Annotated in this window: 11 protein-coding genes; 5 read left to right on the forward strand and 6 right to left on the reverse strand. The window is 53.1% G+C overall.

Annotation, left to right across the window (positions count from 1 at the left end; genetic code table 11):
- Positions 1-3: 3 nt before the first annotated feature.
- The 4 genes from cphA to REIFOR_RS09155 form a co-directional block, all read right to left on the reverse strand.
- On the reverse strand, positions 4-2,823 hold the full coding sequence (gene cphA / locus REIFOR_RS09140; RefSeq protein WP_100257259.1) for a cyanophycin synthetase: 2,820 nt from the start codon (positions 2,821-2,823) through the stop codon (positions 4-6).
- A 101-nt stretch (positions 2,824-2,924) separates the two neighbouring features.
- Entirely contained in the window at positions 2,925-3,746 is an 822-nt protein-coding gene (locus REIFOR_RS09145) for a cyanophycinase (RefSeq protein ID WP_100257260.1), read from the reverse strand.
- 203 nt (positions 3,747-3,949) lie between these two features.
- Positions 3,950-4,918 (reverse strand): alpha-ketoacid dehydrogenase subunit beta, encoded by a 969-nt coding sequence (locus REIFOR_RS09150; protein WP_100257261.1) that lies wholly within the window; start codon positions 4,916-4,918, stop codon positions 3,950-3,952.
- A gap of 22 nt (positions 4,919-4,940) precedes the next feature.
- Positions 4,941-5,957 (reverse strand): thiamine pyrophosphate-dependent dehydrogenase E1 component subunit alpha, encoded by a 1,017-nt coding sequence (locus tag REIFOR_RS09155; RefSeq protein ID WP_100257262.1) that lies wholly within the window; start codon positions 5,955-5,957, stop codon positions 4,941-4,943.
- Between the two features lie 500 nt (positions 5,958-6,457).
- On the opposite strand from REIFOR_RS09155, the gene REIFOR_RS09160 reads away from it, so the two are divergent.
- The 4 genes from REIFOR_RS09160 (at position 6,458) to REIFOR_RS09175 (ending at position 10,235) form a co-directional block, all read left to right on the forward strand.
- Positions 6,458-8,143, forward strand: a complete 1,686-nt coding sequence (locus tag REIFOR_RS09160) for a YHYH protein (RefSeq protein ID WP_100257263.1) — start codon at positions 6,458-6,460, stop codon at positions 8,141-8,143.
- A gap of 16 nt (positions 8,144-8,159) precedes the next feature.
- Positions 8,160-8,699 carry a hypothetical protein gene (locus REIFOR_RS09165; protein ID WP_100257264.1) on the forward strand — a complete coding sequence of 180 codons (540 nt, stop codon included), beginning with the start codon at positions 8,160-8,162 and terminating at the stop codon, positions 8,697-8,699.
- A 778-nt stretch (positions 8,700-9,477) separates the two neighbouring features.
- Complete coding sequence (locus tag REIFOR_RS09170; RefSeq protein WP_145980272.1) at positions 9,478-9,747, forward strand: hypothetical protein; 270 nt, start codon at positions 9,478-9,480, stop codon at positions 9,745-9,747.
- A gap of 170 nt (positions 9,748-9,917) precedes the next feature.
- Positions 9,918-10,235, forward strand: coding sequence for an antibiotic biosynthesis monooxygenase family protein (locus REIFOR_RS09175; protein WP_100257266.1), 318 nt, complete (start codon positions 9,918-9,920; stop codon positions 10,233-10,235).
- A 346-nt stretch (positions 10,236-10,581) separates the two neighbouring features.
- Here REIFOR_RS09175 and REIFOR_RS09180 read toward each other — a convergent pair whose 3' ends face one another.
- Positions 10,582-10,803, reverse strand: coding sequence for a penicillin-binding protein (locus REIFOR_RS09180; protein ID WP_100257267.1), 222 nt, complete (start codon positions 10,801-10,803; stop codon positions 10,582-10,584).
- 361 nt (positions 10,804-11,164) lie between these two features.
- On the opposite strand from REIFOR_RS09180, the gene ilvD reads away from it, so the two are divergent.
- Entirely contained in the window at positions 11,165-12,844 is a 1,680-nt protein-coding gene (ilvD, locus tag REIFOR_RS09185; RefSeq protein WP_100257268.1) for a dihydroxy-acid dehydratase, read from the forward strand.
- A 356-nt stretch (positions 12,845-13,200) separates the two neighbouring features.
- Here ilvD and REIFOR_RS09190 read toward each other — a convergent pair whose 3' ends face one another.
- The gene (locus REIFOR_RS09190; protein ID WP_193437295.1) at positions 13,201-13,929 is read right to left on the reverse strand and encodes a class II aldolase/adducin family protein; all 729 of its coding nucleotides are present in this window, start codon (positions 13,927-13,929) and stop codon (positions 13,201-13,203) included.
- Position 13,930 lies beyond the last annotated feature (1 nt).

A 13,930-nucleotide genomic window follows, 5' to 3' on the forward strand; every position in this document is an offset into this window, starting at 1 on the left:
CCTCTAATCGCTGCCTTCTTCGGTGTCAAACGCAACTCGGACACCGCGTTCGTCTTTAACAATGGTCATACCCGGTTGCAATACAAAGGTGTCGGGCTCCTCGGCATCCAACATCGACACCAGGCTTTGAGGCGCCTTGGTGGGTGTCGTGCTCTGGCCACCGGTGACGTTATTAAATTGAATAATTTGCTTCCAGCAGCGGGTAATGGCATCGCCGAAGACCATCACCAGGTCGCCGTGATCGGCCAGATTTAAGGCCTTGTCGATGGCATCCACCTCATCGGCAATGACCAGGATCTGCTCGGGTTGAACGCCCTGCTCGATTAAGGCGCGGGCAATCATTTGCGGCACCTCATCGTCACCGCGGCCACGCCGATTGTCATCGGCCTTACAGATATAGAGGTCGAAGTGGCCCGCGGCGGCCCGACTGATATTGACCAGATCGGCATCGCGGCGGTCGCCCGGACCGGCAATGACCACAATACGCTTACCATCCACGTCCAGCTTGGACGCCAGCTCACTCATCGAGCGCACGCCGTCGGCGTTATGCGCATAGTCGAGTATGACCCTGAAAGGGTGTTCATCGAATACGTTCATCCGCCCTGGGGCTTGGAAGAAGGTGGTATTAAAGGTGCGTAAGCCGTGCTGAATATCTTCAAGGCGCTTGTTCAGGCTAAAGGCCAGGGCCGCGGCGAACATGGCATTTTGCACGTTATGAGTCGCCTTTCCCTCGAGCGTGGCCGGAATCAGATGGGTCCACAACAGCGGAATGTGCACGCCCTTGTCAAAAATAGTAATCATCTCGCCATTGATGCCCCGTTCCAACACCACCGCCCGGCCACCGGCCCGGATGTGCTCGCGCACTAGGCTGTGGCCGGAATTCATGGTGACGTAGCAGATGTTTTTAGCCTTCACATAGGCCGACATCTTAACGCATTCCAGATCGTCGGCATTGAGAATGGCAGTATCGGTCGCCACTTCGACCACGACGCGCTTAATCTCGGCCAGTTGGCTGACGGTATCGATACCCTTGAGGCCCAGATGGTCTTCCTGGACATTTAAACAAGCCGACACATCGGTCTCACGATAGCCCAAGCCGGCGCGTAAAATACCGCCGCGCGCCGTTTCCAGTACGGCAATGTCAACTAGGGGATCGCGCAGCACCATTTGCGAAGACACCGGCCCGGTCATATCGCCCTTGACCGACAGACGGCCGTCGACATACACGCCGTCGGTCGAGGTCATGCCCACTATATGACCCGCGGTTTTCAGAATATGGGACAGCATGCGTGAGGTGGTGGTTTTACCATTGGTACCGGTAATACCGGCAATGGGGATGCGCGCCGGCTCGCCGACTGGGAACAACATGTCCAAGACCTTGCCAGCTACATCGCGCGGCTGCCCTTCGCTCGGGGCCACGTGCATGCGGAATCCGGGTGCGGCATTGACTTCAACAATACCGCCCCCGACGTCCTTATAGGATTGGGTAATATCGGAGGTCAAAAAATCGACCCCGCCTATATCGAGCCCGACGGCGCTGATCGCCCGTTCGGCCATGGCCCGGTTATCGGGGTGCACGACATCAGTAAGGTCGATCGCGGTGCCGCCGGTCGATAGGTTCGCGGTGGCACGCAGATAGAACAGTTCGCCCTGGGCTAAGACGGTATCGGCGGTATAGTCGGCTTCACCCAGCAACCTCAGGGCTTGGGCATCCAGCTCCAGGCGCGTGAGCACCTTTTCATGGCCCACGCCCCGACGTGGATCTTCATTGACTCGGTCGATCAGGCTGGCAACCGAACTGACGCCATCGCCGATCACATGGCCGGGGACTCGCTTGGCCACGGCGACCAGCTCGCCATTGACCACCAGCATGCGATGGTCCAGACCGGTCAAGAACGACTCCACTAAAACGGCCTTACCGGTGCCAAACTCACGTGCGTAATCAAAGGCGGTCACGACCATCTCGGGGGTGGTCAGATTAATCGACACGCCACGGCCATGATTGGCATTGAGGGGCTTAACCACCACCGGGAAGCCGATGGTTTTGGCCGCAGACAGCGCCTTCTCTTGTGAATAGACCAGGCGTTGTTGGGGTAATGGCAGGCCCAGGCTGTTGAGCAAGTTATGGGTTTCTTCCTTGTCACAGGAAATTTCCACGGCGATATGCTTGGTCATGCTGGTAATGGTGGCCTGAATCCGTTGCTGATACTTGCCGTGCCCGAATTGCACCAGACTGTATTCATTAAGGCGTAACCACGGGATGTTGCGCGCCTCGGCGGCATTGACCAGCGCCTGGGTGCTGGGGCCAAACTCCTTGCGCTGAGCAAAGCGGATAAAGTCGGCCAGTTCTTGCTCAAAATCAAAATCGTCATCGACTCGGCTGTTCAATTGGCCTTGAATTTCAGCCGGCATCAGCGAAATCAACAGTTGGCGCGCCAGATCGGATGCGGCCAGGCCGACATCCTTTTGGTGATACTCATACACCATGTTGTAGTGACCGACCGCGCCCGCGCCGCGGGTCCGCCCAAAGCTGACTTTGTTGCCGCCCATGCACTGCAGCTCCAAGGTCACATGTTCCCAAATATGGGCGATCCAGGTGCCTTCATCTTCTTTCAGGCGGCGAATAAAGCCACCGGGCACGCCATAGGAACAACCGTGGTCATCGAGGCCCGGTAAGGCGGCCACGAGGCCATCGATAAAGGCCTCACCCAACTTGACTGAGGGGTAGTCTTCCAATATCCCCAGATCCACAACTCGACGGATGACCGGGAAGTGCGCGTAAACGCTGGGACCGACATAGACATTGGAAGAAACATACTTCATTGGGCATTTCCTATTTAAATTTAAGTTCGAACTTGAGCAGCAAGGCGCGCCGTCAACTCAAATGGATTTCATAGGTCAGTGGCATCTGAACATCAACCGACTCACTTCGGAAAGGCTTCTCGGGTATTTAAATCGAACTTTGCGCCGCTGCTCAGCATATGCAGGGTGAGACCAATCAGGGTGATGGCTTCGCCGATACGGGCGTCAGCCATCGAACTGTGTTTTAGACCCGAAGGATCCACTACCGTGATGCTGCCGCTGCCGACTACTTCGAGCATATCATCCGGCCCGATAAAGGCCGCTGTATCTTCACAAATACCCAAGCCCGATGCAAATGGGTTATAGGACACGGCGGAGAGCAAGCGCCCTAACCGATTGCGCTGACTGAAATGCTGATCCAACAGCACCTTATTGATCAGCCCCAAGCCCGGTGCAAAGGTCACGCCCTGTTCATTGGGCAAGGCGCCTGTAGGTCCTCCGGCGATCATATGCTCGGGCATAATGGCCGCTCCGGCCGAGGTGCCCGCCACATGCACACCGCCAGCATTGAGTTTACGGATCGCTTGCGCAACCGGCGTACCGCCAATAATGGTGGACAGGCGCAGTTGGTTACCGCCGGTGATAAAGATGCCAGTCGCCTGTTGCAGCAGCTCAAGATAGTCTGCCCGAGCGGCATCGTCGCGTGAGCTAATGGCCAAGGACACAGCCTGGTGAGCGCCTAACTCGAGAAATACCTGCTCGTAGTTGGCACCGGTATCCGCCAGCTTAGACGCGGTTGGAATGATGACGATCACGGCCGCTTTGCCGCCGCTTAATTCTACAAAACGTTTCAGTATTGCCGGATCACTTTTGCGTTCTTCTGCCCCCCCAATTGGAATAACAAAGCCTCTTGTTACGCCGTCAACTACCTTTGCTGGACACATATGAACCTCAGATGGATCTCGAATGGAAAGTGCTAATTTTTACAGCTAATTCAAGCATTTATGCCATATTCCCAAGGTCATTACACCCGTTATTTAGCAAATTGCATGCTAAAGCACCAATAGGCTGGTATTTATGTTAACAATTGAGAATTTACCCGCCACAGCGGGCAAAACCGGTCTGACGGTCATCGCTTGCTGCCGCCCTACCCGACCAGGCCCAGAACCGACCGCGCCAATGCTTCAATGTCGCGGCGCTGGGGCCGAGCGGCCTGGGTCAAATGGTCTGGATAAAGCAGCGGCACTTCAGCCGAGCACACTCGCCGAATCGGCGCATGCAGATCTGGCCAACAATGTTCGACCAGTTGGACACAGATTTCCGCGGCAAAGCTGCCGGTCTTCCAGCTCTCATCGACCAGGGCCGCCCGATGGGTTTTGCGCACCGACTTAAACAGGGTCTCACTGTCCAGAGGTCGCAGACAGCGCAGATCGATGACCTCGATGGACTTATTGTCGCTCGCCTGCAGCCGGTCGGCGACGGCGAGGGCCTCGTCTAAATAGGCGCTGTAAGCGATCAGCGTCAGATCGTTGCCGGGGCGCCGCACGAGAGCTCGTTCGGCGCTGTAAGCCAACGTTCGGGGGGTGCACCGCTCTTCTTTATTGTAGAGCAGCCGATGCTCAAAGATAACCGTTGGCTCCGGGTCCGCCAGCGCCTCAGCCAACATATAGCGGGCATCGGTAACCGTGGCCGGCACCAGCACCTTTATGCCCGGGATCTGCGCGATCCAATTGGCCAGGCTGGGCGACGGTTGCGCTGCGCCGGCCATCATGCGGATCACCAAGGGCACGGACAGCTGGCCGCCAGTCTTGAAACCCAAGCTGGCGGCATTGCTCACCAGCGGGGCAAGCACCGCGAGGCTATTAGCACTCGACACTTCCAGCACGGGTTTGAGCCCGCCCAGCGCGGCGCCAATACCGGCGCACACCAAGTCCGCGGCAGACAATGGGCAAATACGCACCCGTTCCGGACTGAAACGGGCCGATAGATCATTGGCCAAGCCATAACCCTCATCGGGCTGGTGCGCCGCCTGGGCCATCAGCACCACCCGCTTATCGCTCGCCATGGCTTGTTCGATAGCAGCCCGAATGGCCGCCCAATAGGTTATCTTCGTCATCTTAGACCTCCGGGTTTATACCCTAGGGGTGCGCGAAAATACGGTCGAACAGCGCATTGGCCGGTTCACGGCCCGATGCTTCGGCAAAGCGCACGGCTTCATTAAACTCCCAGTCCAGTGCGGTTTCAATCGCCGCACCCGCCGCGTCAGACAGCTTGTTGTGGTCTCGCAGCCATTGACTCAAATGCTCGATAGCGCCCGGATCTGGCCAACTTTCGGCGGCCGGCTCCGCACTATTAAGCACCTGCTTGCCGGTGTCATCCAGGCCTGGCTGACCCACTCTTAGAGGACGGCAATCATAAGCCAGAAACTGAGGCCCCTCTCCGCGCCGAATGGCATCGCAGGCCGCCTTGGCCGCCGCTGCAACGTGGATCACATCCGACTCGTCGACTTCGATCGCCTGGCCATCGAATGAATGGTCTTCGAATAGATGGTCTTCAAATAGCGGGTCATCCGGCTCCGATATGCGACCCGCCTTGGCCAGGGGCGCGCCAGATGTCTGTCCCGTGCGCGGCTTTGCAGCGATACAGAGCAATGGCAGCGCTGCTGAACGCGCCAAATTTAAGCTACCAACCCACTCGTTGGGCGCGCTCAGACTCGCACTGGCAAAGCAGACGGTAACTCGATTGCGCTGCTGCAGCTTATCGGACCAGGCCAAACCGACCGCCATCGGCAGTCCGCCGGCCGCCAAACTGTGATCGCCATAGAAGCGCCGGTCCCGATCATAGAGATGAAAACTTCCGCCCCGACCGCGATTGGGCCCGGTGATTTTGCCAAACAATTCCGCCATCACATCATTCATGGGCACCCCTAGGGCTAAGGCATAAAGATGGCAGCGCGCAGCGGCAACAACCCGATCGTCGGCCGTCAAGGCCTGCATCACACCCACAGCCATAGCACCTTCGCGCCATACCTGGGGCAAAAGGCCGTGCATTGAGCCGTCATGAACCAGTTTAGTGGAGCGTTGTTCAAAGCGACGTAGGCGCAGCATCTGAGTAAGCAGATGACGACGTTGGAGGTTGCTAATGCCGTCTTTCATCGCCGACTCATAGGGCTGTGGCTCAGTTTTACAAAGGAGGTATGGCTCAGTTTTACCAAGGAGGTGAGGCTCATTTTAAAATAGGGGTTTTGTAGCATTGGCGTGGTCCTCCTATGCGGCAACAAAGTTAACCCAAACGCTGGCCAGGCACGCACTTCGCGAGCCGACTGCTAGCAACGATGCAATAAAGAGCCAGCAGACTTGGCTTAAACGCCGGACTATTCTAGACGCACCGATTACAGCAATCCAGTCCTGAAAGAGATCTGTTCACGGGCCTATGTCAGTAGATCGGTCCTTTGCCGGATCCAATGCTACGACATTACCGGGCTAAAGGGCGGACCAGTACATTATTTGCACAGCCCAAAACCAAGACACTAGGATGAAAGGGAAAAAACCGGGCTTTCAGGTGAATCCGGCGCGAGTAAGTTTGTCATTATGCCCGGTATAACTTAATATCAGCTGGACATACGGCTGTTAAATACGAGTAAGGAATTCGTCAGATGCGTACTAAAATTCTACCTAAGAAGGCCGCAATGGCGGTACTAACGTTCTCGCTGCTAGCGCCCTTTGCGCTAGCCGATAATGGCCTGGTGCTCTCCAGCAGTGTCATGACCGATAACGGCACGTTACCTGAACAGTATGGTTGTGACGGCGCAGGGGTTTCACCGCCACTGGCTTGGAGCGGTGTTCCCAAGGGAACCGAGTCATTGGTTGTGCTGATGGACCATGAAGCCGGACCTGATGACGTTCACTGGTACTGGACACTCTATAACATCCCTACAAACGTGAAGTCGGTAAGCGAAGGCTCCATCGTCGGCACCATGGGCGGCAACAGCGTCAATCCCAAGCTGGCCTATGCGCCGCCTTGCTCAAAGGGCACTGGCAGTAAAGACTACACTTTTCACCTCTATGCGTTGTCTGACACGCTTGAGATAAGCGACGCCAGCGAGATCACACCAATAGAGCTCAGAGCCCAGATGGCCGACGCCCTATTAGCCTCGACGTCCTTGACCGTGGGATTTGCACGGTCCTTTGCCAGCGTCCCCGGTGACGGTGACATCCTTGCGGGCGACGGCGCTGCCGATGACCGGCCCGCTAAACCTGAAGACGGTGAAGATCGTCCGCCACGTCCTGAAGACGGTGGTGAGCGCCCGCCACGACCTGAAGACGGTGATGAGCGCCCGCCACGACCTGAAGACGGCGATGAACGTCCCGTCAGAGCAGAGGGTGGCCGGGCCGACGAAGGCGATCGTACTCCACAAGAGCGCGTTGTTAATGCGGTACCGAGTATCAAAGAGAGTGTCGATTCTAAGGCGTGCGCAATCGTCCAGGCATCCGTTAGCGATTCTGGCTTCACCGAGGTGGTGGTGACCTGTGATGAATCACACGCCTACCTGGTGTCGGATACCTATCCGGACCATGAATTAATGACCGGCATTACCGGGACCAATGAACAGATACCGGTACCCGCACCCGGAAACGCTGCGCCCATTCCGCTTGCGCCCAAAATGGCCGCCGAAAAAACCTCAATTGATGCCGCTTTAGGCATTGCCATAAATGGGGTACCGATTTACGACTATTCCGCTCAGGGCGATCTGGACTTGGATAATTATGATGCCAAGATGGACACGCTGGCGTTGGGCCAGTTGGATGTATGCGGTGGCCATGCCGGCCGCGGTGACGATTACCATTACCACGCCAAACCCATCTGCATGATAGACACCATCGAGAATGCCAATGCCACCACGATTTTGGGCTGGGGCTACGACGGCTACCCACTCTTTGGCGATGAAAATCCAGACGGCAGCGCCATTAAGAAGGGTTCGTTGGATGTTTGTAATGGCCAGGCCGATGGCAGCTTTGGTTACCGCTATCATACCTCGGAAGAACCTCCTTACATCTTTCAATGCTTGGTCGGCGAGGTGGATACCACCATATTGCCGCGCGTATCACCGATGCGCGGTGCATTTATCCGCTCCGATTTAAACCCGCCTCGAGGCGGCGTTGAAAACTTGCAACACAGCGAGACGGCTGATGGCACACGCACAATGACTTACAGCTATCAGGGCGAAGACTATTATTCAATCTTTAAGCCGTCCACGAGCGATCCGAAGTGTTTCGATTTTAACCAACGCACCATCAGTAACGATGGCGCTGTTGAATCGGGAACACTCTGTCGTGATTAGATTCAACCAAGCTCGAATGAGCAGGCGCTTTAGCCTGCTTAAACTGATTCGTCCGGTATTTATACTGTTAAGCAGTCTGATATTAACTGTCGGGCATGCCCATGAGTTCCCACAAAACTCAGCGCAGATCATCTTGCGGGATGGCCAGGTTGAAGTGCGTCTACTCATCGACATCGACGACTGGCAAACCATTCTGTCTGACCCCAGCGCCTGGTTAACCGGCGAGACCGATTTGTTATTAACGCAAGCGGACCTATCGTCCGATGCCTTAAACGACAAACTGGCGGAATACTTAGCCGGTGCGATAGAGCTTAAATTGGAACAAGAGGCCCTGGTCTTTATGTCCGAGAGCTATCAGGCTTATGAAACAGGCCATGAAGACGAAGCAGGACAAGGCTTGGTTGAGTTTCGTTTATCCGCGCAGCACGCTTTTGCGCGCCCCAAGGGTCTATCGGTGCAGTTCCCTGCATCACTGGCCAGCGTGCTGGTCTCAGTGGTGCAGCCGCAATATGGGCTGATCAAGGCTGGAGGGGAAAAGGTCTTTGCGCTGCAATAACGGATCAAAAAGCCTGTTCGGATTGTTACTCAGCATGGGTATCTCTTTATGGGTGTTATCGAACTGCCTTCCGCGACTATCCTAAAGAACTGACCTGCAACGTCACCGAGATCCGGCGCGCAACAGGCTGATAAGGGCAAGCCCAATGCAGCCCGGATTCGCCTCCAAGAACAATGGGCAGTATTCGATACTTATAAAAGCTCTGTCTGTAGTCCTCTGAAGAAACCAGTTTATATAGGATGCATCAAAATCAATCCGACCCACTAATCAACCCCTCCAGCGGCCTTTTCCGGGCTTATTAAATTGACAGAAATCCGAGTAAGCGAGAGACTATCTAGCATAGGGTCGGTTTTAATTGTTAACTTTTCAAAAACAATTAGTGACCAATAAAATGGCGGGTGCCGAAGGACAATCTGTTAGCTGGGTAAGAAATCTATCAAGGAGCCGCATGCAAACCAATACTATCAACTCAAATGAAGCAACAATGGATATATAAGCAAATAAATTCTAAACATACAGATAGTAACAACCGAAAACATGCATGCGTACATCCCTGCCTTGGCTAAAAGGTATGGTTTCTATTGGGGTGTTTCATTGATCCCAGTTATTGGTTAATTAGTCAGCATCATTACTATCCTTTTTGTTTTTTTAAAATCTTAAAAGTGCTTACCCGACCACGTTGTCGGCACCAAGGTAATAGTAGTTAAAAATCAAAAGTATTAAACGTAGCATTGCTGCATTTTCACTACAATCGTTAAGCTCAACTGGGAGATTAATATTGAATTTTAGTTTTGAAATAATGGATTGGTCGATTTTTATATTTTTCATTGGTTCTTTGGGGTTTTTTGCATTATTAATTAAAATAATTATTGATAAGGTAATTCGAGGCAAAAATATTAAGAAGGTGAGTATAGGTGGGATACTATTTTTCTTAATCCTATCTAGTGTAGCTTTTTTTGAGCTTTCAGGCCGGGACTGGTCTATTCCTGAATGCCGAGACCAGAACGGTAATCTTATGCTGGAAAACCAAAGATGCCAATTCCCGTAGTAATTATGATAATAACAAGCTAGAGGGATTTAAATTAGAAACTTTGTCCATGGGATTCTTATTTGTTTACCATCGCGTGCCCAGAATAGAGCAGCCAGGCCCAATGCCCGGCCGATATTGTCCACGTAAAAAGCAACCAAGCCGCACCTCTAACCTTGGATTTCGAAACAATGACTGCTATAGCAAAAACCCCTAAGCCGCCTTATTACGCGGCAATCTTTACGTCACTCCGATCTACGGGCGACAACGGCTATGGTGCAATGTCCGCCAAGATGCTTGAATTAGTATCAACGCAACCAGGATTTCTGGGCGTTGAGTCTGCAAAGGAGGATATAGGTATAACCATCTCTTATTGGGCCGATATTGAGTCTATAAAAAACTGGAAGGCCAACCTAGAACACCAAACAGCTCAGCGTTTAGGGCATGACCGGTGGTATGAGTCGTTTAAGATCCGAATAGCGAAGGTAGAACGTGACTATGGCATGTAACAGATAAGTCACCAAAAATTGCTCAACAGTCACCTGCCCCAGTCGTGTTTAGATTATCAATATTAACTCCTGAAAGATCACCAGGCCCTACTCAACTGAGCATGCTTCTACCCTCCGCGCCTCCCGCATCATTAACATAGCCTTCACATCGAAAACGCTTGAGTAGTGCATAACATAAAATTTTTATCGTAGTCGCTCAGATAAATATCTTAACCTACTGATCTGTAAATAATGGTGACTCGCTAATAAACAGATCGCGATATGGTCTGGGAAATAAAATTAATTAGATCTATAAATTAATTTAATTCCAAACTTTTTTATAAGGCTTGCCGCAAAAATAATATTTTCAATAGGATGAATTAGGCGAGGTGCTTGGATTTATTTCACCATATACCTCGTCCGGGTCAACATCGTTTATTAACAGAACCGCTCTAACGGCTTCTATATGATCAAGTATATTTTGATATTGATCACCGTATTCGTACTTAGTAACTTCAATTGCCTTTGGCATATAGGTAAAGGCAATTTTCAATGATAACAATGCGTCGTCATTCATTAACTCTGTCATAAGGCTCTCGTAGATTAGTTATAAAAAGTGGTAAATTAACGGTGCCAGGTGTATCCCCCTGCAATGATAGCCTGCTGGCTTATAGCGATGGGCACCCGCTAACGTCAGGATGCGATAGGTTACTTTTTCTCTGAAATTATAGGAAACAGAACGCACTGACGCTAGAGCACCTATAGGCTAACACTAAACAGCCATTCTAAACCAACACCAAAAAACAAATAAGCCCTGGCAAAACAGCACCGGTAATCTGGATGGTCGACATTGACACACTTTTTGTCCATCATCAGGCGATACTGGCACTAGCTGAAGAGGTTAAGCCGCATCCTACCGAATACACACGAAAAATATAAAAGGTTTCGCAATGACCAAGATTACAGATAGCATGCGTAAGTATTCCTCCAAAGTGGTGGATGGCATCGAGACGGCGCCCGCCCGATCTATGTTGCGCGCAGTCGGCTTCACCGATGACGACTTCAACAAGCCACAGATCGGCATCGCCTCGACGTGGGCCAATGTAACGCCGTGCAATATGCACATTAACAAGCTTGCCGAAGAGGCTGAAAAGGGCGCCAACGCGGCCGGTGGCAAGGCGCTTATTTTCAACACCATCACCGTATCAGATGGCATCGCCAATGGCACCGAAGGGATGAAATATTCCCTGGTCTCGCGCGAGGTTATCGCCGATTCCATTGAAACCGTGGTGGGTTGCGAAGGCTTTGATGGTGTGGTTGCCGTCGGCGGCTGCGATAAAAATATGCCCGGTTGCATGATCGGCCTAGCCCGCTTGAACCGTCCAGCAATTTTTGTCTACGGCGGCACCATTAAACCCGGCGCGGGCCATACGGACATTATTTCGGTGTTTGAAGCCGTGGGCCAGTACGCTAAAGGCGAACTGGACTTGATTGAGATGAAACAGATTGAAGAGACCGCCATCCCAGGCCCCGGTTCATGCGGGGGCATGTATACCGCCAACACCATGGCGTCGGCGATCGAGGCTTTAGGGATGTCGCTGCCCGGCTCCTCCGCGCAAGACGCCACGTCCACCGACAAGGAGTCAGACTGCTTCCGCGCAGGCCAGCAGGTACTGGAACTGCTGGCGCACGATATCAAGCCACGCGACATCATGACCCGCAAGGCCTTCGAGAACGCAATCCGGGTGGTTATCGCACTGGCCGGCTCTACCAATGGTGTCTTGCATTTGCTCGCCATGGCCCACGCCGTGGGTGTCGACCTGACCCTTGAGGACTTCACCGAAATCGGTAAAACCACGCCCGTATTGGCCGATTTGCGCCCCAGTGGCAAGTATATGATGTCCGAACTGGTCGCCATTGGCGGCATCCAGCCTTTGATGAAGCGTTTACTCGATGCCGGCTTGTTGCATGGCGATGCCCTGACCGTGACCGGAAAGACGCTGGCGGAAAACCTTGCCAACGTGGGCGATTACCCAGCGGATCAAGACATCATTCGCCCTTTTAGCAACCCGATTAAAAAAGATTCCCACCTGGTGATCTTGCACGGCAACCTATCGCCTACCGGTTCAGTGGCCAAGATCACCGGCAAGGAAGGGCTACGTTTCGAAGGCTCGGCTCGGGTCTACCATGGTGAAGAGGCGGCCTTGGCCGGGATCCTTAATGGCGATGTGATTGCCGGCGATGTCATCGTCATCCGCTACGAGGGTCCCAAGGGCGGCCCGGGTATGCGAGAAATGCTCTCCCCTACCTCGGCTATTATTGGCAAAGGCTTGGGCAAGGACGTTGCGCTGATCACCGATGGTCGTTTCTCGGGTGGCTCGCATGGTTTTGTGGTCGGACATATCACCCCAGAAGCCTTTGAAGGCGGCCCGATTGCACTGGTTGAGAACGGCGATAAAATCACCATCGATGCCGAGACACGCAAAATCAGCGTCGACATCAGTGACGTCGTGCTGGCCCAGCGCCGTAACAGTTGGAAGCAACCTGCGCCTCTCTACACTCGAGGTGTGCTGGCCAAATATGCCAAACTGGTATCCAGCGCATCAGAAGGGGCCGTGACCGATAAGTAACCCAAACCCGGGCGGGTTCACTGCCCGTTCAAGCTGGCTCGTGGTCACATCTTTGATTGTGTAGAGAATGCTGACCATGAACCGGGCTTACCTCACAACCGGCCCTAACCGCAACACGTTCATAACCAATACCTAAATGCGTATTTTTTAAAACTAATGGTGCAGTCGTACAATTCGACGTTGTTCTTGGTGCCATTGGGTTTGTACATGCCGCCTTGCCACGTTCAATAAATTTATCGTGGCATTAGCCAAACTGAATCCAGTAAAGTCATTGGTCATAAAAGTGGACTTGGAAGTTTCTCTTCTATTATTAAAAACCATATAAGTGACGATTTAAAGGGTTGACCCCGTTTGATTCACCCCCGATAAGAACTATCCTTCCGATCAAGGTTCGCCTTCAATTGCTCGAAATGCGCAAATGAGGTGCCGCGAAACGCGTCCCAGCTTTCCGCCGTCTCCAACGCTAACTCATGGGGTAGCACGTTAAGCTCCTGGCCAGTGGCGTAGGCCAAGACCATTGTTTTACACGCTATCTCCAGGTAGTACAGGCTTTCGAACGCCTCCGCCACGGATTCACCTATCACGGTGACACCGTGATTACCCATCATCAGCGCTTTTTTGCCAGCAAAGGTTTGCACAATGCGCTTACCTTCTTCGTCGCTGGTAGCAATGCCACCAAAATTCGTGTCGTAGGCAATACGGCCATAGAAACGCGCCGTATTGTTGTCAATCGGCAGTATGCGCGGATCTTTTAGCGTTGAAAGTACCGTCGCGTAGGTGGGATGTAGGTGCATAATCACCTTTGCGTCGGGTAGCACCCGATGTACATTGCCATGAATGGTCCAGGCCGATGCATCTGGCGCTTGATCGCTGTCCATGACAGTGGCGTCATCGCTGTCGAGCAACTGCAGGTTGCTGGCGGTGACATTGGAAAAGTGCATCCAGCGCTGATTCATCAGAAACTGTTTGCCGTCTTCCGACACCGCCGCACTCAGATGATTGGCAACCGACTCATGCATATCCAGCTCATGGATAAGCCGAAATGCCGCTGCCAAGTCTACTCGAAGATCTTGCTCTGCCGTCATA

It is taken from the genome of Reinekea forsetii, from assembly GCF_002795845.1.
Lineage (GTDB): Bacteria > Pseudomonadota > Gammaproteobacteria > Pseudomonadales > Natronospirillaceae > Reinekea > Reinekea forsetii.

Bases quoted from the DNA above. Each gene is read 5' to 3' on its own strand.
- cphA (WP_100257259.1), bottom strand. From the start codon at position 2,823: ATGAAGTATGTTTCTTCCAATGTCTATGTCGGTCCCAGCGTTTACGCG.
- REIFOR_RS09145 (WP_100257260.1), bottom strand. From the start codon at position 3,746: ATGTGTCCAGCAAAGGTAGTTGACGGCGTAACAAGAGGCTTTGTTATT.
- REIFOR_RS09150 (WP_100257261.1), bottom strand. From the start codon at position 4,918: ATGACGAAGATAACCTATTGGGCGGCCATTCGGGCTGCTATCGAACAA.
- REIFOR_RS09155 (WP_100257262.1), bottom strand. From the start codon at position 5,957: ATGAAAGACGGCATTAGCAACCTCCAACGTCGTCATCTGCTTACTCAG.
- REIFOR_RS09160 (WP_100257263.1), top strand. From the start codon at position 6,458: ATGCGTACTAAAATTCTACCTAAGAAGGCCGCAATGGCGGTACTAACG.
- REIFOR_RS09165 (WP_100257264.1), top strand. From the start codon at position 8,160: ATGAGCAGGCGCTTTAGCCTGCTTAAACTGATTCGTCCGGTATTTATA.
- REIFOR_RS09175 (WP_100257266.1), top strand. From the start codon at position 9,918: ATGACTGCTATAGCAAAAACCCCTAAGCCGCCTTATTACGCGGCAATC.
- REIFOR_RS09180 (WP_100257267.1), bottom strand. From the start codon at position 10,803: ATGACAGAGTTAATGAATGACGACGCATTGTTATCATTGAAAATTGCC.
- ilvD (WP_100257268.1), top strand. From the start codon at position 11,165: ATGACCAAGATTACAGATAGCATGCGTAAGTATTCCTCCAAAGTGGTG.
- REIFOR_RS09190 (WP_193437295.1), bottom strand. From the start codon at position 13,929: ATGACGGCAGAGCAAGATCTTCGAGTAGACTTGGCAGCGGCATTTCGG.